Below are 20,913 nucleotides of genomic sequence, written 5' to 3' on the forward strand. Positions count from 1 at the left end.
AGACGTTGCTTACGCCCGTCAGGTTCGCGGAAAGACCCGGCTCAGTTCGATGCCGATGCGGTCAATGACAATGGCGGCGACGTCCTGCTTTGACCCTGACGCCGACTGTGGCTCGGAGCCGGCCCGCGAGAGGATGACCACGGAGTTGCTGTCCTGGCCGAAGACCTTGTCAGCGCCCACGTGGTTCACCACCAGCAGGTCGCAGCCCTTCCGCTTCAGCTTTGCCTCTGCATAGGACAGCACATCACCCTGCTCGTCCCCTGTCTCGGCGGCAAAGCCCACCACCAGCTGGCTGCTGCCTGCGGCGTCACGGACCGCGACGAGTTCGTGCAGGATGTCAGGGTTGCGGACCAGCGTGATCACGGGGTCGGCGGTGTCGTCCCGCTTCTTGATCTTGCTTCCGGACACCTCTGCGGGCCGGAAGTCGGCCACCGCCGCCGCCATGATGACGACGTCGGAATCGGCTGCCGCTGCCAGCATGACTTCGCGGAGCTGCAGGGCCGTTTCGACGGCGATGAGTTCGACGCCCGCCGGGGCGGGCACTTCCATGTGGGCGGCCACGAGCCGTACGGTGGCTCCGGCGTCGCGGGCGGCGGCGGCCAGCGCCACGCCCTGTTTGCCGGAGGAGCGGTTGCCCAGGAACCGGACGGGGTCCAGGGGCTCCCGGGTGCCGCCGGCGCTGACGGTCACGGTGCGGCCGGCCAGCGGGAGATGCGCCGGAACGCCCGTGTCCTGCATCAAGGCGATGGCGGCGTCGAAGATGGCTTGGGGCTCGGGCAGCCGGCCGGGACCGGAGTCGCTGCCGGTCAGCCGCCCGCTGGCGGGTTCCAGCACGGTCACGCCACGGCTGCGCAGAGTTTCTACGTTGGCCTGGGTGGCCGCGTGCTGCCACATCTCGGTGTGCATGGCCGGCGCGAACAGCACCGGGCCGCTCGCCATGAGAAGCGTGTTGGTGAGCAGGTCATTGGCCTGGCCGGTGGCGGCACGGGCCAGAAGATCGGCGGTGGCGGGGGCCACCACGATCAGGTCTGCCTCGTGGCCCAGCCGGACGTGCTTGACCTGGTCAACGTCGTCGAAGACGCTGTTGGTCACGGGGTTCCCGGACAGCGCCTCCCAGGTGGCCACGCCGACGAAGCGGGTGGCGGCTTCCGTGGGAATGACAGTGACGTCATGGCCGGCTTCAGTAAAAAGCCGGAGGAGCGATGCCACCTTGTAGGCGGCGATCCCTCCCCCGACTCCGAGGACTATGCGCACGTGAACTCCGTCAGCAGGCAGTCTGTTTACTCTGCAGTGGTTACTCTGCAGCTTCGATCGGCGTGGAAACCAGCTTGCCTTCGTTGATCTCGCGCAGCGCGATGGACAGCGACTTCTCGTTCAGCTTGGTGTCAACCAGCGGGCCGACGTACTCGAAGAGACCCTCGTGCAGCTGTGCGTAGTAGGCGTTGATCTGGCGTGCACGCTTGGCACCGAAGATCACCAGGCCGTACTTGGAATCGGCTGCCTGGAGCAGCGAATCGATCGGCGGGTTGATGATGCCTTCAAGGTTCGTGGACACGAATTCTCCAAATTTCTAGCGGGCTGATGGCGTCTGCGGCTGGCGCGGGTGCGGGGTCAGCCCCATGAGTGAAACAAGCTCGTCCGCTGCCCGGCGGACGTCGTCATTGATGACGGTGTGGTCGAACTCCGGTTCAGCAGCAAGTTCTACTTTACCGGTTTCCAGCCGGCGCTGCTGTTCCTCGGGCGATTCCGTGCCGCGGCCGACCAGCCGGCGGACCAGTTCCTCCCAGCTGGGCGGTGCCAGGAATACGAACTGGGCATCCGGAAGTGCCTGCTTCACCTGGCGTGCCCCCTGCAGGTCGATCTCCAGCAGCACTGAGCGGCCCTCGGCGATGGCCTGGTTGACGGTGCTCTTCAGGGTTCCGTAGGTGTTCTGCCCGTGCACCACGGCCCACTCCAGGAATTCGCCGGCGGCCACAAGGGCCTCGAACTCTTCCTTGGACTTGAAGTAGTAGTGCACGCCGTCGATCTCACCGGGCCGCGGGGCCCGGGTGGTGGCCGAGACGGACAGCCAGACCTCGGGGTAGGTGTCGCGGATATAGGTGGACACGGTGCCTTTGCCAACAGCCGTAGGACCAGCGAGGACTGTCAGTCCGGGTTTGTTGCTCACGTATTCCTTTGGACGGTCTACAGATGACTCTGTTCGGATGAAGCTATTTCTCGTTCATAAAATCTACCAGCGCCCGGCGCTGGTGGATGCCCAGCCCCCGGACCCTGCGGGACGCTGCGATGCCGAGGCTGTCCATGATGGCCGCGGCCCGGACCTTCCCGATCCCCGGCAGGGCCTCGAGGAGTTCCGACACGCGCATCCGCGCTATGGCTTCCTCGGTGCCGCCGGAGTCCAGGATCTGGGCCACGGTCAGCTCTCCGGATTTGAGCCGTTCCTTGGCCGAGGCCCTGGCAGCCCTTGCCGCCGCGGCCTTCCTAAGTGCGTCGGAACGTTCCTGCGGTGACAAGGGTCGCAAGCTCACGGTCATTTCCCCTGGGGTCAGCCAACGGATCCGCGGCCGGCGGCGTTGGAGCAGCCACGGATTTGTCCTGAACCTACTCCCTGCCGGCCGGAGAAATCAATGGACTATTCGGAGCGGAGCCCGGCGAGGGTGCGCTCCGCCGCCTCGGTCAGCTCCCGGACTCCGGGGCCGGCCTTGAGGATGTCGCGGCTGGAGGTTCCCAGGACCTGGGGGTAGGCGGCGCCGAAGGTTTTCCGCAGGTCTGCCGGGGTGGCGCCCTGGGCGCCCAGGCCCGGCGCGAGGATCGGGCCGCGGACGGCACCCAGATCCAGCTGCAGGTCGGCCAGCGCCGTGCCCACGGTGGCACCCACCACGAGGCCCACTGAGCCCAGGGGCCCGGAGTAGCGTTCGTTCTCCGCGGCTGCGGCCTCAACAATCCGGCGTGCCACGGAATCGCTTCCGCCCACGTGCTGCACCGAGGCGCCCTCCGGGTTGGAGGTCAGCGCCAGGACGAACACGCCCCGGCCGTGCTCGGCAGCCAGATCCAAGGCCGGCCGGAGCGACTCGAAGCCCAGGTACGGGCTCAGCGTAACGGAATCCGCCGCAAGGGCGGAGCCGTCACGGAGCCAGGCGTCGGCGTACGCGGCCATGGTGGACCCTATATCGCCGCGCTTGGCATCGGCGATGGTCAGCACACCCTCGTCCCGTGCCACGGCAAGAACTTCTTCCAGCACGGCCATGCCGGCCGAACCGTGGCGTTCGTACAGCGCCACCTGCGGCTTGACCGCGGCAGCGAGCGAAGCCACTGCCTCCAGGGCGGTGAGCGAAAAGCGCCTTAGGCCGGCGGCGTCGTCGTCCAGGCCCCAACTGGCCAGGAGGGCGGGGTGCGGGTCAATGCCGACACACAGCGGACCGCGGTCCGCCATGGCCCGGCCCAGCCGGGAGCCGAACGACTCCCGGCCGGCGCCTGCGGCAATGTTGCCGCCTGCGGCAGTGTTCCCTGCCTCAGGCATTCTGCGCTGCCGGACTCTGCGCGGCTGCCTTCTGCAGGGCGGCCTCCTGCGAGGCAATGAGCGCCGCGGCGTGCTCCTGCAGGCTGGTCACGGACCAGGCGTAGGTGCGCAGTGCCTCGATGGCCTGGACGGCGGCGTTGAACTCGGCCACCGTGGTGATGCAGGGGATGCCAATGGACGTGGCGGCGGCACGGAGTTCGTACCCGTCGCTGCGGGCCTCGCCGCCGGACGGGGTGTTGAACACCATGTCGATTTCGCCGGCAATCACGAGGTCGGCAATGGTGCCTTCACCTTCGGCGCTGCTTCCCTCGGCCACCTTGCGCACCGGCGTGGCCTGGATGCCGTTGCGGCGCAGGACGTCGGCGGTGCCGCCGGTGGAGACAATCTCGAAGCCGAGGTCGGAGAGGCGCTTGACGCCCATGATCACCGAACGCTTGTCACGGTTGGCCACGGACACGAAGACCTTGCCCTCAGTGGGCAGGGCGTTGTTGGCGGCCGCCTGGCTCTTGGCGAAGGCCGTGTCGAAGTGCTTGTCGATGCCCATGACCTCGCCGGTGGAGCGCATTTCCGGTCCGAGCAGCGAGTCCACGACCTTGCCTTCCGGGGTGCGGAAGCGGCTGAACGGAAGGACCGCCTCCTTGACGGAGACGGGCGCGTCCAGCGGCAGCGTGGAGCCGTCGCCGGTTTCCGGCAGCATCTTGTACGCGCTGCGGAGCTGGCCGATGGTCACGCCGGTGCCGATAAGCGCGGCGGCCTTGGCCATCTGCACGCCGGTGGCCTTGGACACGAAGGGCACGGTCCGGGATGCGCGGGGGTTGGCTTCCAGGACGTACAGGACGTCGGAGGCCAGCGCGAACTGGATGTTGATGAGGCCGCGGACGCCCACACCCTCGGCGATGGCACGGGTGGCGATGCGGACGCGTTCCAGCACGTTGTTGCCCAGCGTGATCGGCGGCAGGACGCACGCGGAGTCGCCGGAGTGAACGCCGGCCTCCTCGATGTGCTCCATGATGCCGCCCAGGTACATGTCGGTGCCGTCGAACAGGGCATCGACGTCGATCTCGACGGCGTCCTCGAGGAACCGGTCGATCAGCACCGGGTGCTCGGCGGTGATCTCGGTGGCGTTGGCGATGTAGCGGGACAGGTTGGGCTCGTCGTAGACGATCTCCATGCCGCGGCCGCCCAGGACGTAGGACGGGCGGACCAGGACGGGGTAGCCAATCTCGTCGGCGATCTTCTTGGCGTCCTCGAAGGAAACGGCGGTGCCGTTCTTCGGGGAAACCAGGCCGGCTTCGTCCAGCACGCGGGCGAAGGCGCCGCGGTGCTCGGCGAGGTCAATCGCCTCGGGTGACGTGCCCAGGATAGGCACCCCGGCGTCAGCCAGCTGCTGGGCCAGCTTCAGCGGGGTCTGCCCGCCGAGCTGGACAAAGACGCCCATCACGCCGCCGGCGCGTTCCTCGGCCGCGATGACCTCGAGGACGTCCTCGAGGGTCAGCGGCTCGAAGTACAGCCGGGTGGAGATGTCGTAGTCGGTGGAGACGGTTTCCGGGTTGCAGTTGACCATGACCGTCTCGTAGCCGGCCTTGCGCAGCGCCATGGAGGCGTGGACGCAGGAGTAGTCGAACTCGATGCCCTGGCCGATGCGGTTGGGTCCGGAGCCGAGAATGAGGATGGACGGCTTGGAGTGCAGCGCAACCTCGTCTTCCTCGTCGTAGGCCGAGTAGTGGTATGGCGTGTAGGCGGCGAACTCGGCGGCGCAGGTGTCCACGGTCTTGTAGACCGGGCGGATGCCCAGCGCCTGGCGGACGCCGCGGACAACGGCCTCCGAGTTGTGGGTCAGCGTGCCGATCTGCTCGTCGGAGAAGCCGTGCCGCTTGGCGTTGCGGAGCATGTCCTCGGTGAGGGCTCCGGAGCGGCGGATCTCCTGGGAGATCTCGTTGAGCAGCTGGAGCTGGTCAAGGAACCAGGGGTCGATCTTGGTGGCCTCGAAGAGGTCCTCCACGCTGGCGCCGCCGAGCAGGGCGCGCTGCACCTGGTGCAGGCGTTCGGTCGTGGGGCGCTTGGCCTTTTCGATCAGCTCCGGGACTTCCCATTCGGGGACGGAGCTGAAGTCCAGCTGCGAGCCCTTCTGCTCGAGGGAGCGCAGGGCCTTCTGGAGGGCTTCGGTGAAGTTGCGGCCCATGGCCATGGCCTCGCCCACCGACTTCATGGTGGTGGTGAGGGTGTTGTCCGCGGCGGGGAACTTCTCGAATGCGAACCGCGGGACCTTGACCACCACGTAGTCGAGGGTGGGCTCGAAGGAGGCGGGGGTCTTCTGGGTGATGTCGTTCGGGATCTCGTCCAGGGTGTAACCGAGCGAGAGCTTGGTGGCGATCTTGGCGATGGCGAAGCCCGTGGCCTTGGACGCCAGCGCCGAGGAGCGGGACACGCGCGGGTTCATTTCGATGACCACCACGCGGCCGGTCGCGGGGTCGATCGCGAACTGGATGTTGCAGCCGCCGGTGTCCACGCCGACTTCACGGATGACAGCGATGGAGATGTCGCGGAGCCGCTGGTATTCGCGGTCCGTCAGGGTCAGTGCCGGGGCCACGGTGATGGAGTCACCGGTGTGCACACCCACGGGATCGAAGTTCTCGATGGAACAGACGACAACCACGTTGTCGTTCTTGTCCCGCATCATCTCGAGCTCGTATTCCTTCCAGCCCAGGATGCTCTCTTCGAGCAGCACCTCGCTGGTGGGGCTGTACTGCAGGCCCTGGCCGACGATGCGCCGGAGGTCCTCTTCGTTGTACGCCAGGCCGGAACCGAGGCCGCCCATGGTGAAGGAGGGGCGGACCACCATGGGGTAGCCGAGGTCCTCGGCTGCCGTGAGGGCCTCGTCCATGGTGTGGATGATGTGGCTGCGGGCGGATTCGGCGCCGCAGCGCTCCACGACGCCCTTGAACTTCTCACGGTCCTCGCCGAGCTCGATCGCGGCGATGTTCGCGCCGATCAGTTCCACGTTGTACTTCTCCAGCACACCGTTCTTGTCCAGCGCGATGGCGGTGTTCAGTGCCGTCTGGCCGCCCAGGGTGGGCAGCACGGCGTCCGGGCGCTCCTTGGCGATGATCTTCTCCACCACCTCGGGGGTGATGGGCTCGATGTAGGTGGCGTCGGCGAACTCCGGGTCCGTCATGATGGTGGCCGGGTTGGAGTTGACGAGGATGACGCGCAGGCCTTCCTCCTTGAGGACGCGAAGGGCCTGCGTGCCGGAGTAGTCGAATTCGGCGGCCTGGCCGATGACGATCGGGCCGGAACCGATGACCAGGACGCTCTTAAGGTCAGTTCTCTTGGGCATTACTTCTTGTCCTCAGTCTTGTTGTCAGTCGTGGTCGGCTCGGCGGCCTGATTCTGAAGGGCACCGTCCTGCTGGGCCTCTGCGGGGTGCTGGGCGTCCACGGGTTCCTTGGACAGGTTGGCGGTGCGGCCGTCCCGGGCGCCTTCCATCAGCTCGATGAAGCGGTCGAAGAGGTAGGCGGCGTCGTGCGGGCCGGCCGCGGCTTCGGGGTGGTACTGGACAGAGAAAGCCGGGATGTCCAGGCAGGCGAGGCCTTCCACGACCTCGTCATTCAGGCTGACGTGGCTGACCTCAACCCGTCCGTAGCGCTCTTCCGGCGCGTTAGTGGGGCCGTCCAGCGGGGCGTCGACGGCGAAGCCGTGGTTCTGCGAGGTGATCTCCACCTTGCCCGTGCGGCGGTCCATGACGGGCTGGTTGATGCCGCGGTGGCCGTAGCGCAGCTTGTAGGTGCCGAAGCCGAGGGCGCGGCCCAGGATCTGGTTGCCGAAGCAGATGCCGAAGTACGGCAGCTTCTCGTCCAGGACGGTGCGGAGCAGCTTGACCTGGTTGTCGGCGGTGGCCGGGTCTCCGGGGCCGTTGGACATGAAGAAGCCGTCGGGGCTGACGGCCTTGACGTCGTCAATGGTGGCCGTGGCGGGCAGCACGTGCACGCGGACGCCGCGTTCGGCGAAGCGCACCGGCGTCATAGCCTTGATGCCGAGGTCGATCGCAGCGATGCTGAAGCGTGCGTCGCCGTCCCAGCCGTGGTCCTTGGGCTCCACCACGTAGGCTTCGTCGATGCTGACTTCCTCGGCAAGCCGGGCGCCTTCCATCGGCTCACTGGCGAGCACGGCGTCGACGAGTTCCTTGTCGGTGGCCTTGGCTGCCTCGCCGGAGAAGATGCCGGCGCGCATGGTCTTGTGCTCGCGCAGGTGGCGGGTGATGGCCCGGGTGTCCACGCCCTGGATGCCGACGATGCCCTGCTCGACGAGTTCGTCGTCCAGGGATCGCTCAGACCGCCAGTTGGACGGACGGCGGGCGGCGTCACGGACGATATAGCCGGCCACCCAGATGCGGCGGGATTCGGCGTCCTCGCTGTTCACACCGGTGTTGCCGATGTGCGGTGCCGTCTGCACCACCAGCTGGCGTGCGTAGGACGGGTCCGTAATGGTCTCCTGGTAGCCGGTCATGCCGGTAGCGAAGACCGCTTCCCCCAGGGCGGTGCCCTGCGCGCCGTAGCTGCGGCCGCGGAAGATGCGGCCGTCTTCGAGCACCAGGACGGCGGGGGCGGATGCTGCGGCCTGCGGCGCAGTTCCTGCGTTTGATGTCACTTCGGTTTCCGTCACTTTATTACTTTCCACTATGGGCACCTGCCTGGGGGCCTGGGGAGATCATTTCCTGAAGTTGTTGGAGGACGGCCGGCTTGTCCGCGGCGCGGCGGGTGCGGAAGCCGGTGTCCAGGGCGTGGGTTCCGAGCGTCCAGCTGAGGATCAGCAGCCCGTCCTTTTCCACGAATTTACCGGCCATGCCGCTGTCCTGCCGGACGCCGGCCAGCGAGGCCGCCGGGATAAACAGCGGCCGCGCGCCGGAGCGGTCCAGGAGCACGCCCTCCGGATGGATGGAGAGCTCCGCGTTGGTGCGGATGCCGAGGCCGTGCACAGCGATCCTGTCCAGCCAGTCCCCCGCGGTGGTGGAAGCCACGTACTGTCCGTCCGCCGAGAGCAGCGGCTCGCCCAGCCCGGCAGGAACTGCCGGCAGCTGTTCGATATCGGACTGCCGCCGCAGCCGGTTGCGCCAGCCGATCCAGATCAGGACAAAAACGACGGCGACGACCGCCAGCATCGCAAGTCCGGGAAGGACTTTTTCCATCAGTTGGCACCTGCTGCGCCGGCAACCGGCGCTTCCGTGGGGTAGCGGTAGGGCGTGTTGAGCTTGCCGTCCAGGACCGTGGGGTGGCCCTTGAAGAACGTGGCCACCACCTTGCCGGGGAGTTCCATGCCGCGGAACGGCGAGTTGCGTCCCATCGTTGCCATCGTGGAAGGATCCACGGTCCAGCGCGCGGCCGGATCCACGAGGACGATGTTGGCGGGTTCGCCCGGCTCGAGCGGCCGGCCCTGGTCCGTGAGCCGTCCGATGCCGGCCGGCGCGGTAGAGGTGACCCTGGCAAAGTCGGCCCAGGTCATGAGGCCGGTCTCGATCATGGCGTGCTGGACCACGGACAGGGCGGTTTCCAGCCCCGTCATGCCCATGGCCGCCTGCGCCCATTCGCATTCCTTGTGCTCGCTCGGGTGCGGGGCGTGGTCGGTGCCGACGACGTCGATGGTGCCGTCGGCGAGGGCGGCGCGCAGGGCCTGGACGTCGTCGTTGGTGCGCAGCGGCGGGTTGACCTTGTAGACGGGGTCGTAGCTGCGGACCAGGTCATCGGTGAGCAGGAGGTGGTGCGGCGTCACTTCGGCGGTGACGTTGATGCCGCGGCCCTTGGCCCAGCGGATGATCTCCACCGAACCCGCGGTGGACACGTGGCAGACGTGGAGCCGGGAGCCCACGTGCTGGGCCAGCAGGACGTCGCGGGCGATGATGCTTTCCTCGGCCACTGCCGGCCAGCCGGTCAGGCCGAGGACAGCGGACACTTCGCCTTCGTTCATCTGGGCACCGGCGGTGAGGCGCGGTTCCTGCGCGTGCTGGGCCACGACGCCGTCGAACGCCTTGACGTACTCGAGGGCGCGGCGCATCAGGACGGGATCGTGGACGCAGATGCCGTCGTCGGAGAATATGCGGACCTGGGCGCGGGAATCGGCCATTGCACCGAGCTCGGCGAGCTGTTCGCCGGCCAGTCCCACGGTGACGGCACCCACCGGGCGGACGTCCACCCAGCCGGCGGACCGGCCCAGGCTGTAGACCTGTTCCACCACACCGGCGGTGTCCGCCACCGGGGTGCTGTTGGCCATGGCGTGCACGGCGGTGAAGCCGCCGAGGGCTGCGGCGCGCGTGCCGGTTTCCACCGTTTCGGCGTCTTCGCGTCCCGGTTCACGGAGGTGGGTGTGGACGTCCACCATGCCCGGCAGGGCGACGAGACCGCCGGCGTCGATCACCGTGGCTCCGTCCGCTGCATCTGTCTCCGACAGATCGGTGCCCCTGGCCGTGATCACGCCGTCGCGGATGAGCAGGTCCTCGCGGTCGCCGCCAAGGATCGCGGCGCCCCGGATAAGGTAGGTGGTTTCGTCAGCCATCAGTTGCTCTCCTTCAGGGTGGTGGCTGGTTCACGGGTGTCCCCGGAGAGCAGCAGGTACAGGGCGGCCATGCGGATCGACACACCGTTTTTGACCTGTGCGAGCACGGTGGAACGGGGTGAATCGGCGGCGGCCGCGGAAATTTCCAGGCCCCGGTTCATGGGTCCGGGGTGCATGATAATGGTGTCCTTCAGGCCCAGGCTGTCCAGCGCGCGGAGCCTGTTGTCGTCGAAGCCCCAACGGCGGGAGTATTCCCGGGTGGACGGGAAGAAGGAGGCGTTCATCCGCTCGCCCTGGACGCGGAGCATCATCACCGCGTCGACCCCCTTTTCCAGGGTCTCGTCCAGGTCGTAGCTGATGCTGCAGGGCCAGTGTTCGACGCCGATGGGCAGCAGTGTGGGCGGCGCCACCAGGGTGACCTCGGCGCCGAGCGTGCGCAGCAGCCAGACGTTGGACCGCGCCACGCGGGAATGCAGGACGTCGCCGGCGATGGCGACGCGCATGCCGCGCAGGTCCGCCCCGGTGGAGGGCAGGCCGGAGAGTTTGGTCCAGTGCCGCCGCATGGTGAAGGCGTCCAGCAGTGCCTGGGTGGGGTGTTCGTGGGTGCCGTCGCCGGCGTTGATGACTGCGGCGTCGATCCAGTCGGTGGCCGCCAGCCGGTGCGGGGCACCGGAGGCCCAGTGGCGGATGACGACGGCGTCAGCCCCCATGGCGGACAGCGTCTGGGCGGTGTCCTTGAGGGACTCGCCCTTGGAGACCGACGATCCCTTGGCGGCGAAGTTGATGACGTCCGCCGAGAGCCGCTTGGCTGCGGCTTCGAAGGAAATGCGGGTCCTGGTTGAATCCTCGAAGAAGAGGTTCACCACGGTCCGTCCGCGCAGGGCGGGAAGCTTCTTGACCTCGCGCTCCCCCACGGTCGACATCTCTTCGGCGGTGTCGAGGATGCGGACGGCGTTGGCCAGGCTGAGGTCTTCGGTGGAGAGGAGGTGTTTCATGCGCCGCCCTCGATTACCACTTCGTTGACTGCCTGGCCGTCGACGGCGTCGGTCTCCTCGAGCCGGACCCGGACCTTTTCGGCAGAGGAGGTGGGCAGGTTTTTGCCCACGTGGTCGGCACGGATGGGAAGTTCGCGGTGGCCCCGGTCAATCAGGACAGCCAGGCGGACAATGCGCGGCCGGCCAAGGTCCACCAGCGCGTCCAGGGCGGCGCGGATGGTCCGGCCGGAGTACAGGACGTCGTCGATCAGCACAACCACCTTATTGTCGATGCCCGTCAGGGGCAGCTGCGTGTGGTGCGGCGGCCTGGTGGGCTGGGAGGAGAGATCGTCCCGGAACATGGTGACATCGAGCTGGCCGACGATGGCGGCGGCGTCCACGGCGGGATCGGCGGCGGCGATTTTTTGGGCGAGCCGGACCGCAAGCGGGTAGCCGCGGCGGGGAATGCCCAGCAGCACCAGATCCTGGGAGCCTTTGTTGGCCTCGAGGATTTCATGGGCGATACGAGTGAGGGCACGGTCAATGTCCGCCTGGTTGAGAACAACCCTGGCCGGAACCGGTGCCTGTGTGACAGGAGTCATCGCTCGTCTCCCCTTTCCCCGCCTCACGGGACGGAATTAAAAAAGGAACATTTGCCTTCCAAAATTACCACACGGGCGCCTGCGCCCTGCCCCGCCAGAAGGCGTCGTCCGTCACACCGTGGGGCACTGTGATTTGTCGCGCACCGCGGCGGGGCGAACCCCTGTGCTTTGCTGCCTACCCCACGGCACATAGGCTCGTGTCTATGTCGATGAACCCGCAGCAGAGGCAGTTCCCCGGACCGGAGTTTCCCGGGCAGCCCCCGAATCCCAGCTGGATGGGACACGTCCAGCCGCAGAACTACCGGCCGGCGCCCGGGCACAGCGGCGGCGCCGTGTACCAGGTCATCCCGAAGGCCGCGTCCACCGTGGCCGCCCGCCCCGGGGCAGGAACCCTGGGACTCGTCGTGGGCGGCGGCATACTTGCCTTCGTCAGCCTGTTCCTAGTGGTGCCGTTCCTCCTGGCCAGCACCGGCGTCACCGGTTTCGTCATCGGTTTTGTTGCGTCGCTGATCCCGCTGGCGGCGGTGCTGTTCGCCGTGGCCGTCATTGACCGGTGGGAACCCGAGCCCAAACGCCTGCTGCTGTTTGCCTTCACCTGGGGCGCTGCCGTGTCCATCGCCGTGACGCTGCTCATCCAGCCGGTCTTCGCCCTCGCGGCCCCGGCCACTGATGAGGCGGCCTTCCGCGATTTCATGACCACCGTGCAGGCACCGGTGGTGGAGGAGTTCGCGAAGTCCCTGGGCCTGCTGCTGCTTCTCCTGTTCGCCCGCCGCAACTTTGACGGCCCCGTCGACGGCGTGGTGTTTGCCTTCACCATCGCCGGCGGCTTCGCGTTCACCGAGAACATTCTCTACTTCGGCCGGGCGATCGCCGAGTCCGGTACGCCCGGCAGCGACCTTGTCCAGATCTTCTTTCTGCGCGGGGTGATGTCGCCGTTCGCACACGCCATATTCACCGGGACCACGGGCCTGGTCATGGGCCTGGCAGCGCGGCGCTGGCACTCAGGTGTCTCGGTGCTCGCGTTCTTCGTGGGCCTGGTTCCCGCCATGGTCCTGCACAACAGGTGGAACAGCATGGGACAGGACTTCCTGGCCCAGTACGTGCTGGTGCAGGTTCCCATCTTCCTGCTCGCCGTGGCGTGCATCGTGGTGCTGCGGGTCGCGGAAACTCGCCTCACCCGGCAGCGCCTCCAGGAGTACGCCGCAGCGGGGTGGTTCGCGCCGGCCGAGGTGGAGTTGCTGTCCACTCCCGGAGGCCGCCGGCAGGCCGTGCGCTGGGCGGGGTCGTACAACCGGGGCGAAGAGATGAAGGCGTTCGTCAAAGCGGCGACGCGCCTGGCCTTCACCCGGCAGCGGATCCTCAGCGGCAGGGACGTGCCGCTGCACCAGCAGGACGAGGCGCAGCAGCTGCGCCACCTGACCGTGCTGCGGGCCGCCGTCCAGCAGTAAGTGGGTAAATGCAGAAAGCCCCTGCCGGTCAAACCGGCAGGGGCTTTCTGCGTGGGACTTAGCTCAGCTTATGAATCAGCTCAGGCGAGCAGGGACGGCTTCAACTGCTGAAGGCGCCCCAGGAGGCCGTTGATGAACGACGGCGACTCGTCCGTGGAGAGCGTCTTGGCCAAAGCGACAGCTTCGCTGACGGCGACGCCGTCAGGAACGTCGTCGTTGTAAAGCAGCTCCCAGGTGCCGATCCGCAGGATGATGCGGTCTACAGACGGCATGCGCTCCAGCGTCCAGCCCTGTGAGTAGGTCTCCAGGAATTCGTCGATGGTGGCCTGCATCGACACCACGCCTTCGACGATCTCGAGGGTGTACGGATTGACGATCTGGTCGGTCCTCTCGCGGCGCGCACGCAGCACGTCGAAGGCCGAGACAGAGCGCTGCTCGGCTTCGAAGAGGACCTCAAGAGCCCTGTTGCGGGCTTTACCGCGGGCGCTCACTAGTCGTTGACCCGGCCCAGGTAGCTGCCGTCGCGGGTGTCGACCTTGACCTTGGTGTTGTTCTCAACGAACAGGGGCACCTGGATCTCGTAGCCCGTCTCCAGGGTGGCGGGCTTGGTGCCGGCAGAGGAGCGGTCGCCCTGCAGGCCCGGCTCGGTGTAGGTGATTTCGAGGACAACGCTCGGCGGCAGCTCGATGTACAGCGGGGTGCCTTCGTGGATGGCGATGTTGACCATCTGGTTTTCCAGCATGAAGTTGGTGGCATCGCCCACGGTGGCGCCCGAAACGGTGATCTGGTCATAGTCCGAGGTGTCCATGAAGACAAAGTCCGCGCCGTCCTGGTACAGGTACTGGTAGTCGCGGCGGTCAACGGTGGCGGTCTCGATCTTGAGGCCCGCGTTGAAGGTCTTGTCCACTACCTTGCCGGACATGACGTTGCGCATCTTGGTGCGCACGAAGGCGCCGCCCTTGCCCGGCTTGACGTGCTGGAACTCGATGACGTTCCAGAGCTGGCCCTCGAGCTTCAGGACGGTCCCGTTCTTGATGTCGTTTGTGGTTGCCACTGGTTTCCTCTGGTTGTGTCTGACTGGTTCTGGCTGCCAGCTGTTTATGCCCAGCAGGCATGCCGAACGGCGCGCCAGCGTGTAGTTATCAAAAATCCAGAAACTATTCTAGCGGAAAAGGCCAGCCCGGTTTTCGGGGCCATCCGGCGGTGCGGCCGGAAGGCGCGTCAGGACGCCAGTTCGAAGACGTCCCGCGCCCGCTGCAGCGCCACCGTTGAGGAGTAGATAAGCGCAGCGTCGGCGGACTGCGCCACCTGGAGATCGAGCGCCCGGGCGAAGGATTCCACCGCGGCGCCGATGTTTCCCGCGGCAAAGTACGCACGGCCAAGGTACTGGTGGGCGAGGGCTTCGTTGGCCGTGCCGTGCGCTTCGGCGAGGAGCTGCCGGAAGAGCTCAACGGCGCGGTCGTAGCGGTGGGAGACGCGCAGGACGTCCGCTTCATAGGCCCGCAGCCGGAATGACTCTGGGTCCCTGTAGCGTGCCTCTGCCAGCACTTCGGCCGCGTCGGCGGCGCGTCCCGCGACGAGCAGCACAAGGACCTGCTCGGCGGGGTCGGTGGATGCCTCGAGCGCGGCGGCACACGTCTCTTCGCTGATAATTTCAGGAAGCAGCGATTCCGGGTTGACCCGGATCCCCGGGAATCCGCCGTCGGGCCATTCGATCGTTCCGGTCTGGTCGTCGCGCATCAGGACGCGATCTCCTGGTAGGCGGCGAAGAGCAGGGAGGTATCGGGCACGTCCAGGATCCCCGGTTTGGCGATCCCGTCGAGGACCACGAAGCGGAGCAGGTCGCCGCGGGACTTCTTGTCGCGGCGCATGCCGTCCAGAAGGCCCTGCCAGCGGTCGCGCCGGTACGTGACGGGCAAGCCGAGGGATTCGAGGATGCTGCGGTGCCGGTCGGCGTCGGCGTCGCTAAGCCGCCCCACGCTGCGGGAGAGCTCGGCCGCGAACATCATGCCCACCGAGACGGCAGCCCCGTGCCGCCAGGAGTAGCGTTCCACGAGTTCGATGGCGTGGCCCAGGGTGTGGCCGTAGTTCAGGATTTCCCGGAGTCCGGATTCCTTGAGGTCCTCCGAGACGACGCGGGCTTTGACGGCGATGGCCCGTTCGATGAGTTCGCGCAGGACGTCTGAGCCTGGATCCGTCACGGCGTCGGGATCCTTTTCCACGAGGTCCAGGATGGCGGGATCGGCAATGAATCCGCACTTAATGACCTCGGCCATGCCGGAGATGATCTCGTTCCGGGGCAGGGTCTTCAGTGTGTCCAGGTCCGTCAGGACAGCCGCAGGCGGGTGGAAAGAACCAACCAGGTTCTTGCCTTCGGCCGTGTTGATCCCCGTCTTGCCGCCCACGGCTGCGTCGACCATGCCGAGGAGGCTGGTGGGCATGTGGATGACCTTGACGCCGCGCAGCCAGGTGGCTGCCACGAAGCCGGCAAGGTCGGTGACAGCGCCTCCGCCTACGGAGACCACGGCATCGGAGCGGGTGAAATCGTTCTGTCCGAGCACCTGCCAGCAGAAGGCGGCAACCTGGATGTGCTTGCCTTCCTCGGCATCGGGGATTTCCGCGGTGACGGCGGTGAAGCCGGCAGCCGCCAGTTCATCCCGGACGGTGTCGCCGGTGAGCCGGAGGGCCCGCGGATGGATGACGAGGACGCGGCGGACGCGCTCCCCCAGCAGTCCCGGCAGCGTGCCGAGCAGGCCGCGGCCAACTACGACGTCGTAGTTGTCCCCGGCCGACTGGCCGGTGACCTTGATGACGGTTGATTCGCTCACTTTTCAACTTCCTGTTTCGCGGCAGCACTTCCGTTGGCTGCCGTCGTCGCGGTTTTGTTGATCTCGCGGGTGGTGGTTTCGTGCGGTTTGCCGGCAGCGAATTCGCAGAGCGCCGCTTCCAGCTTCAGCCCCAGCTGAGGCACAGTTCCCTGCCGGACGTCCAGCACGATGTCCGCGAGGCGTTCATAGACCGGCTTCCGGGTGGCGAACAGCGCCTTCCAGCGCCGGATGCCGTCACCGGCCAGCAGCGGCCGGCCGGAGTTCTTGGCGATCCGGGCGGCGACGGTGTCTGCGTCGCACTCCAGGTAGACCACCGTGCACCGCTCCAGCAGCTGCTGCGTGCCGGAGTCCAGGACCGAGCCGCCGCCCAGGGAAACCACGGTTGCGGTGCCGGCCGCGGCCTCGATGATGCGGGCAACCGTCCGGGCTTCGATCTCCCGGAAGGCACGCTCGCCGCGGCTGGCAAAGATGTCCGCGATGGAACCGTGGCCCTCCACGATGACCGCGTCGGTGTCCACGAACGGGGCGTCCAGCTGTTGTGCCAGCTGCTGCCCGATCGCCGATTTGCCGACCGCCATCGGCCCTATGAGCACAGTGGGCCGGTCCCCTGCGTCGCAGGGTGTATTGCTCCGGGACACTAGAGTCCGATCGTATCCAGCGACGCCGGAATGCTCTCGAGGTAGCCCCTGATGTTGCGGGCGGTCTCGGCCACGGAGTCGCCGCCGAACTTTTCGGTCACGGCCTCGGCCAGGACCAGCGCAACCATGGCCTCGGCCACCACGCCGGCAGCCGGAACCGCACAGACGTCCGAGCGCTGGTGGTGGGCCTTGGCCGCCTCGCCGGTGCTGATGTCGATGGTCTTCAGGGCGCGAGGCACGGTGGCGATGGGCTTCATTGCAGCCCTGACGCGCAGGACGTCGCCGATGCTCATGCCGCCTTCGATGCCGCCGGCGCGGTTGCTGGTGCGGATGATCCTGCCGTCAGCGTCCTTGACGATCTCGTCGTGGGCGGCGGAGCCGCGGCGTGCGGCGGTGAGGAAACCGTCGCCCACCTCTACGCCCTTGATGGCCTGGATGCCCATGAGGGCGGCGGCCAGGCGGGAATCAAGGCGGCGGTCCCAGTGGACGTAGCTGCCGAGTCCCGGGGGCAGGCCGTAGGCGAGCACCTCCACCACGCCGCCGAGGGTTTCGCCTTCCTTGTGGGCGGCGTCCACCTCAGCAACCATGGCGTCGGACGTTTCGCGGTCAAAGCAGCGCAGCGGATCGGCGTCGAGCGCAATCACGTTGTCCGGGAGCGGCAGCGGCCGGCCCTCCGGAACGGTCACGCTGGCGATGGAGACTGTGTGGCTGACCAGCTCAATGCCCAGGTGCTTCAGGAACTGGGCGGCAACCGTGCCCATGGCAACACGCGTGGCGGTCTCGCGGGCGCTGGCGCGCTCAAGCACGGGGCGGGCCTCGTCGAAGCCGTACTTCTGCATGCCGGTGAAGTCGGCGTGTCCGGGGCGCGGCCGGGTCAGCGGGGCGTTGCGGGCCTGGCCCTCGAGTTCCTCGGGGTCCACCGGATCGGCTGACATGATCTGTTCCCACTTGGGCCATTCGGTGTTGCCCACCTGGACGGCGACGGGGCCGCCCTGGGTGATGCCATGGCGGACACCGCCGAGGATCGTAACGACGTCCTGCTCAAACTTCATCCGTGCCCCGCGGCCATAGCCGAGCCGCCGGCGGGCAAGGGCATCGGCGATCTGCCCGCTGGTGAGTTCAACACCTGCGGGGACGCCTTCAATAATTCCGACCAATGCCGGGCCATGGGACTCACCGGCGGTCAACCAACGCAACATAAAAACCATCCTGCCATGTCTGGCGGTCAGGACACCCGCCGGGGTGCCCCGACTGCGTCGCACATCACATCTATGACTTCGGCACTGCCGGCCTCTGCCAGGCCGGTGAAATGCCGGACCTGCTCCACCGCCTGGTAGAGCAGCATCTCAAGGCCGGGGACCACTGTTCCGCCTCCGGCGTGCCAGGCCGCGGCGATTTGGCTGGGCCAGGGGTCGTAGGCGACGTCCAGCAGGACGCCGTCCATGCGCCGCCCCAGGGCTTCGAGTTCCGCAGCCATCCCGTCCGCCGCCCGCGGCGGCAGGGTGGAGATTACGACGCCGGCACCGGCCATCGCTTCGACGGCACCGTCCAGGGAATGGACGGTAAGGTCCACGCCGAGCCCGCTGGCCGCTGCCCTGGCTTCTTCAGCCCGGGCAGTGTTCCGAACGTACAGGTCCACCTTCACGGCACCAAGCTCCTGCAGGGCTGCCACTGCTGCGGCTGCCGTTCCGCCGCCGCCAAGAATGACGCCCGTGGGGCCGTCGCCGGCCCCGGCATTGCGGAGGGCGTTAACGATCCCCGCGACGTCGGTGTTGTAGCCGATGCGCCGGGTGGAGTCCCCGACGCTCTCGAACACCACCGTGTTGATGACGCCCAGGACCCGGGCCACACCGCGGACTTCGTCCACCTCGCTGACCATGGCTTTCTTCAGCGGCATGGTGACGGACAGTCCCCGCCAGCCGGTCTCCGCGCGGACTGCGTCCATGAACGCCGGCAGTGACTCTTCAGTCACATCGATGGCGCTGTAGCCGATGTCCGCTCCGAGCCGCGCGTAGGCGGCGAGGTGAAGCGCCGGTGACTTCGAATGGCCGATGGGGTGCCCCAGGACGGCCGCCCGAAGGCTCATACGCAACGGCCCGGGTTGGCCTCGCACCAGGCGTTGTACTGTTCGACGTAGCCGTTGTGCTCGGCCAGCGTCTTGGAGAACTTCGTCTCCTTGGTGTCAAGGTTGATGGTCACCCAGTACAGGTAATCGTTGTCGTTCGGCTTGGCCGCCGCGTCGATGGCCGTCTTGCCCGGCGATCCGATGGGCCCCGCCGGCAGGCCCTGGATGGCGTACGTGTTGTACGGGTTGGACTTGTCGGCTTTCTCGGCCTCGTCGATGTGGAAGGTCTTCTTGCCCAGGCCGTAGGTGACGGTGGCGTCCGACTGGATCAGCCCGTTGGTCTCCGTGTTGGTGGGCTTGAGGCGGTTGTAGATGGCGCCCGCCACGTCCTTGTACTCGGCCTGGCCGCCCTCTGCCTGCACAATGCTGGCGACGGTCACCACGTCGTACTGCTTTGCGGCGTCCGTGACGCCCTGTGCCTTCAGTTCATCCTGGGTGGATTTGACCAGTTTGGTGAGGATGTCCTTGGCGGTGGATCCCAGCGGGAAACGGTATTCCCCCGGGGCCAGGAAGCCTTCCAGGTTCTTCGCCTTGGAGCTCAATCCGAACTGCTTGGGCGCGTCGCTGAGCGCCTTCAGCTGGGCGATGGAGAGGCCCGAGCCTTCCGAGATCGCCTGCAGCGATTCATCGATCCGCAGGCCGGCGCTGAGGGCAAAATACATGACCTTGGCCTGTCCCTCGTTGAGAAGTACGGAGACGGCGTCGGAGTTCTTCATCTCCTGCTTGAAGTCGTACTCCCCCGGCGAGAGCGTCCCGCCGGATGCGGACAGCGCCGCCATGAAGGTGTCGGCGTTGGCCACGACCTTAGCGTCCTCCAGCTTGGCCGCGACGGACACTGGCCCTTCGCCCGGATCGACCGCTACCTTGACCTGGCCGGTGCCGGGGCCGGGATAGTCGGCCGGCTTATCGTTCCCGAGCAGTGGTTTCAGGAACTGCGCGCCGACGACGGTGGCCGTGACGAAGAGCGCGAGGGTCAGCAGCAGAGCCACGAGCCGGCGCCGGCGCCGGACTTTCTTGGAGGGCCGGGTCACCGTTGCTGCGTTCTCGGCACCGGCCAGGAGCTGGTGCCCCACGGCCTGCTGCCCGTAGGGCTCATGCTCCTCGAAGGGCTCGTGGGCTACTGCGTCATGGTGGACGTCATAGTGGTGGCCGTCCTCATGGTGGACGGCTCCGTGGTGAATGTCAGCGTGGGGCCCGGCGTGGCCGTCCGCAAACTCGGCAAAATGCGGGGCGTGCTCGGACTGGGCACCGTGGACCTCGTCAGCAGCGTCCCCATGCACGGCGGAGTCCGCATGTTCTGCCGGGTCGTGGATGGTGGGCGGAACCGGCGGAACGTCAGGAACCTCGGCGGCCGGGACGGGCTCTGCAGCAGGAACGGCAGCCGGAGGTGTGGCTATTGCAGCCGTCCGGGGGCTGTCCGAACCGGAAGCGGCAGCCGATGACCCGGTCCGCTGTGCCCCGCCCACGCCCACGTGCAGCTCTTCACCGGACTCGTAGGCCTGCTCGGGCACGGCATCGCCGGACTCGGCGGTGATGGCCTTCTCGCGGGCGCGGATCTCTTTGCGTGTCAGGGGCCGTCCGGCGTCCGCGAAGGGGTCGCCGGAGGAGTCGTCGCTATTGACCGGGCTCACTGTAGCTGTCCATCCTCTGAAGATCGTGTTTCCTTTTCCGGGTCAGGCCGTTCCGCAATATCTGCGGCGGCGTGTCCGGGCAGCCCCGTACGGGGAAGCGCGCGCACACGGCTCCCCACATCCGTTCCCCTGGCTTTTTGCATATCGATGGCGTGCTGCAATATTCCTGCAGCCGCAACCTGATCCACCACTTTACGGTGATTCTTGCTGCTCATGCCAGCTTCGTGAAGGTTGCGGTGGGCCGTGACGGTGCTGAGCCGCTCGTCAACCAGGTGTACCGGGACGTCCGAACCTGCGCGGTCCAGTTCGTCAGCCAGCAGCTGGGCGTACTCCGTGGCCATGCGGGCTGAGGCGTGTTCCTCGCCCTTCATGGTCCGCGGCAGGCCCACGAAAATCTGCACGGCTCCCCGGTCAGCCGCGAGGGCGGCGATGACCCGGACGTCCGAATTCTTCTTGGGATTGCGGTCCAGCGTCTTCAGCGGTGTGGCCAGGATCTCGTCCCGGTCACAAATGGCGACGCCGACGCGGACGGTGCCCACGTCCACCCCCAGTTTAATGCCCTGGGGGTGGACGTGCGGCTCAGCGGAAAAACTCACGGCTG

Annotated in this window: 21 protein-coding genes; 1 reads left to right on the forward strand and 20 read right to left on the reverse strand. The window is 67.1% G+C overall.

The features are described 5' to 3' along the window. Positions 1 to 18 precede the first annotated feature (18 nt). The 11 genes from coaBC to pyrR all read right to left on the reverse strand — a co-directional run bounded on the left by coaBC (position 19) and on the right by pyrR (position 11,642). Positions 19 to 1,254 (reverse strand): bifunctional phosphopantothenoylcysteine decarboxylase/phosphopantothenate--cysteine ligase CoaBC, encoded by a 1,236-nt coding sequence (gene coaBC / locus AC57BR_RS15160; RefSeq protein WP_496361974.1) that lies wholly within the window; start codon positions 1,252 to 1,254, stop codon positions 19 to 21. Positions 1,255 to 1,294: 40 nt separating this feature from the next. Next, complete coding sequence (gene rpoZ, locus AC57BR_RS15165; RefSeq protein WP_307028775.1) at positions 1,295 to 1,555, reverse strand: DNA-directed RNA polymerase subunit omega; 261 nt, start codon at positions 1,553 to 1,555, stop codon at positions 1,295 to 1,297. A gap of 15 nt (positions 1,556 to 1,570) precedes the next feature. After that, entirely contained in the window at positions 1,571 to 2,167 is a 597-nt protein-coding gene (gene gmk, locus AC57BR_RS15170; RefSeq protein ID WP_496361976.1) for a guanylate kinase, read from the reverse strand. Positions 2,168 to 2,210: 43 nt separating this feature from the next. Next, positions 2,211 to 2,534 carry an integration host factor, actinobacterial type gene (mihF, locus tag AC57BR_RS15175; protein ID WP_043418338.1) on the reverse strand — a complete coding sequence of 108 codons (324 nt, stop codon included), beginning with the start codon at positions 2,532 to 2,534 and terminating at the stop codon, positions 2,211 to 2,213. 98 nt (positions 2,535 to 2,632) lie between these two features. Beyond that, positions 2,633 to 3,520 (reverse strand): orotidine-5'-phosphate decarboxylase, encoded by an 888-nt coding sequence (gene pyrF / locus AC57BR_RS15180; RefSeq protein WP_496361980.1) that lies wholly within the window; start codon positions 3,518 to 3,520, stop codon positions 2,633 to 2,635. After that, a complete protein-coding gene (gene carB / locus AC57BR_RS15185) occupies positions 3,513 to 6,857 on the reverse strand; it encodes a carbamoyl-phosphate synthase large subunit (RefSeq protein ID WP_496361982.1) in 3,345 nt (1,114 codons plus the stop codon). The genes pyrF and carB overlap by 8 nt, the downstream gene beginning before the upstream one ends. Then, positions 6,857 to 8,206, reverse strand: coding sequence for a glutamine-hydrolyzing carbamoyl-phosphate synthase small subunit (gene carA, locus AC57BR_RS15190; RefSeq protein ID WP_496361984.1), 1,350 nt, complete (start codon positions 8,204 to 8,206; stop codon positions 6,857 to 6,859). Before carA ends, carB begins: the two co-directional genes overlap by 1 nt. Next, positions 8,187 to 8,705: a PH-like domain-containing protein gene (locus AC57BR_RS15195; protein WP_214856761.1), complete on the reverse strand. Its 519-nt coding sequence runs from the start codon at positions 8,703 to 8,705 to the stop codon at positions 8,187 to 8,189. Before AC57BR_RS15195 ends, carA begins: the two co-directional genes overlap by 20 nt. Further along, positions 8,705 to 10,066, reverse strand: coding sequence for a dihydroorotase (locus tag AC57BR_RS15200; protein WP_496361986.1), 1,362 nt, complete (start codon positions 10,064 to 10,066; stop codon positions 8,705 to 8,707). The genes AC57BR_RS15195 and AC57BR_RS15200 overlap by 1 nt, the downstream gene beginning before the upstream one ends. Continuing rightward, positions 10,066 to 11,061 (reverse strand): aspartate carbamoyltransferase catalytic subunit, encoded by a 996-nt coding sequence (locus AC57BR_RS15205; protein WP_496361988.1) that lies wholly within the window; start codon positions 11,059 to 11,061, stop codon positions 10,066 to 10,068. Before AC57BR_RS15205 ends, AC57BR_RS15200 begins: the two co-directional genes overlap by 1 nt. Beyond that, positions 11,058 to 11,642, reverse strand: coding sequence for a bifunctional pyr operon transcriptional regulator/uracil phosphoribosyltransferase PyrR (gene pyrR / locus AC57BR_RS15210; RefSeq protein WP_496361990.1), 585 nt, complete (start codon positions 11,640 to 11,642; stop codon positions 11,058 to 11,060). Before pyrR ends, AC57BR_RS15205 begins: the two co-directional genes overlap by 4 nt. Before the next feature lie 203 nt (positions 11,643 to 11,845). On the opposite strand from pyrR, the gene AC57BR_RS15215 reads away from it, so the two are divergent. After that, complete coding sequence (locus AC57BR_RS15215) at positions 11,846 to 13,090, forward strand: PrsW family intramembrane metalloprotease (protein ID WP_496361992.1); 1,245 nt, start codon at positions 11,846 to 11,848, stop codon at positions 13,088 to 13,090. 80 nt (positions 13,091 to 13,170) lie between these two features. Here AC57BR_RS15215 and nusB read toward each other — a convergent pair whose 3' ends face one another. From nusB to ruvX, 9 genes are all read right to left on the reverse strand, one after another. Beyond that, a complete protein-coding gene (nusB, locus tag AC57BR_RS15220; RefSeq protein ID WP_003800750.1) occupies positions 13,171 to 13,581 on the reverse strand; it encodes a transcription antitermination factor NusB in 411 nt (136 codons plus the stop codon). After that, positions 13,581 to 14,144, reverse strand: coding sequence for an elongation factor P (gene efp / locus AC57BR_RS15225; protein ID WP_003800749.1), 564 nt, complete (start codon positions 14,142 to 14,144; stop codon positions 13,581 to 13,583). The genes nusB and efp overlap by 1 nt, the downstream gene beginning before the upstream one ends. Positions 14,145 to 14,311: 167 nt before the next feature. Beyond that, positions 14,312 to 14,830 carry a tetratricopeptide repeat protein gene (locus AC57BR_RS15230; RefSeq protein ID WP_496361995.1) on the reverse strand — a complete coding sequence of 173 codons (519 nt, stop codon included), beginning with the start codon at positions 14,828 to 14,830 and terminating at the stop codon, positions 14,312 to 14,314. Next, positions 14,830 to 15,918 carry a 3-dehydroquinate synthase gene (gene aroB / locus AC57BR_RS15235; RefSeq protein WP_496361997.1) on the reverse strand — a complete coding sequence of 363 codons (1,089 nt, stop codon included), beginning with the start codon at positions 15,916 to 15,918 and terminating at the stop codon, positions 14,830 to 14,832. Before aroB ends, AC57BR_RS15230 begins: the two co-directional genes overlap by 1 nt. Beyond that, positions 15,915 to 16,496, reverse strand: coding sequence for a shikimate kinase (locus AC57BR_RS15240; protein WP_496361999.1), 582 nt, complete (start codon positions 16,494 to 16,496; stop codon positions 15,915 to 15,917). The genes aroB and AC57BR_RS15240 overlap by 4 nt, the downstream gene beginning before the upstream one ends. Before the next feature lie 59 nt (positions 16,497 to 16,555). Beyond that, complete coding sequence (gene aroC / locus AC57BR_RS15245) at positions 16,556 to 17,755, reverse strand: chorismate synthase (protein WP_496362001.1); 1,200 nt, start codon at positions 17,753 to 17,755, stop codon at positions 16,556 to 16,558. 26 nt (positions 17,756 to 17,781) lie between these two features. Further along, entirely contained in the window at positions 17,782 to 18,642 is an 861-nt protein-coding gene (locus tag AC57BR_RS15250; protein WP_496362003.1) for a shikimate dehydrogenase, read from the reverse strand. Further along, on the reverse strand, positions 18,639 to 20,312 hold the full coding sequence (gene mltG / locus AC57BR_RS15255) for an endolytic transglycosylase MltG (RefSeq protein ID WP_496362005.1): 1,674 nt from the start codon (positions 20,310 to 20,312) through the stop codon (positions 18,639 to 18,641). Before mltG ends, AC57BR_RS15250 begins: the two co-directional genes overlap by 4 nt. Then, positions 20,309 to 20,908 carry a Holliday junction resolvase RuvX gene (gene ruvX, locus AC57BR_RS15260; protein ID WP_496362007.1) on the reverse strand — a complete coding sequence of 200 codons (600 nt, stop codon included), beginning with the start codon at positions 20,906 to 20,908 and terminating at the stop codon, positions 20,309 to 20,311. Before ruvX ends, mltG begins: the two co-directional genes overlap by 4 nt. Positions 20,909 to 20,913 lie beyond the last annotated feature (5 nt).

This window comes from Arthrobacter sp. BGA-UO-ETr-C19 (genome assembly GCF_059568005.1).

What these genes read in the sequence shown, in the direction of transcription:
- carB (WP_496361982.1), bottom strand. Translation starts at nt 6,857, where the DNA reads ATGCCCAAGAGAACTGACCTTAAGAGCGTCCTGGTCATCGGTTCCGGC.
- pyrF (WP_496361980.1), bottom strand. Translation starts at nt 3,520, where the DNA reads ATGCCTGAGGCAGGGAACACTGCCGCAGGCGGCAACATTGCCGCAGGC.
- AC57BR_RS15240 (WP_496361999.1), bottom strand. Translation starts at nt 16,496, where the DNA reads ATGGCGGTCGGCAAATCGGCGATCGGGCAGCAGCTGGCACAACAGCTG.
- mihF (WP_043418338.1), bottom strand. Translation starts at nt 2,534, where the DNA reads ATGACCGTGAGCTTGCGACCCTTGTCACCGCAGGAACGTTCCGACGCA.
- AC57BR_RS15215 (WP_496361992.1), top strand. Translation starts at nt 11,846, where the DNA reads ATGTCGATGAACCCGCAGCAGAGGCAGTTCCCCGGACCGGAGTTTCCC.
- aroC (WP_496362001.1), bottom strand. Translation starts at nt 17,755, where the DNA reads ATGTTGCGTTGGTTGACCGCCGGTGAGTCCCATGGCCCGGCATTGGTC.
- AC57BR_RS15195 (WP_214856761.1), bottom strand. Translation starts at nt 8,705, where the DNA reads ATGGAAAAAGTCCTTCCCGGACTTGCGATGCTGGCGGTCGTCGCCGTC.
- AC57BR_RS15230 (WP_496361995.1), bottom strand. Translation starts at nt 14,830, where the DNA reads ATGCGCGACGACCAGACCGGAACGATCGAATGGCCCGACGGCGGATTC.
- AC57BR_RS15250 (WP_496362003.1), bottom strand. Translation starts at nt 18,642, where the DNA reads ATGAGCCTTCGGGCGGCCGTCCTGGGGCACCCCATCGGCCATTCGAAG.
- AC57BR_RS15205 (WP_496361988.1), bottom strand. Translation starts at nt 11,061, where the DNA reads ATGAAACACCTCCTCTCCACCGAAGACCTCAGCCTGGCCAACGCCGTC.
- pyrR (WP_496361990.1), bottom strand. Translation starts at nt 11,642, where the DNA reads ATGACTCCTGTCACACAGGCACCGGTTCCGGCCAGGGTTGTTCTCAAC.
- AC57BR_RS15200 (WP_496361986.1), bottom strand. Translation starts at nt 10,066, where the DNA reads ATGGCTGACGAAACCACCTACCTTATCCGGGGCGCCGCGATCCTTGGC.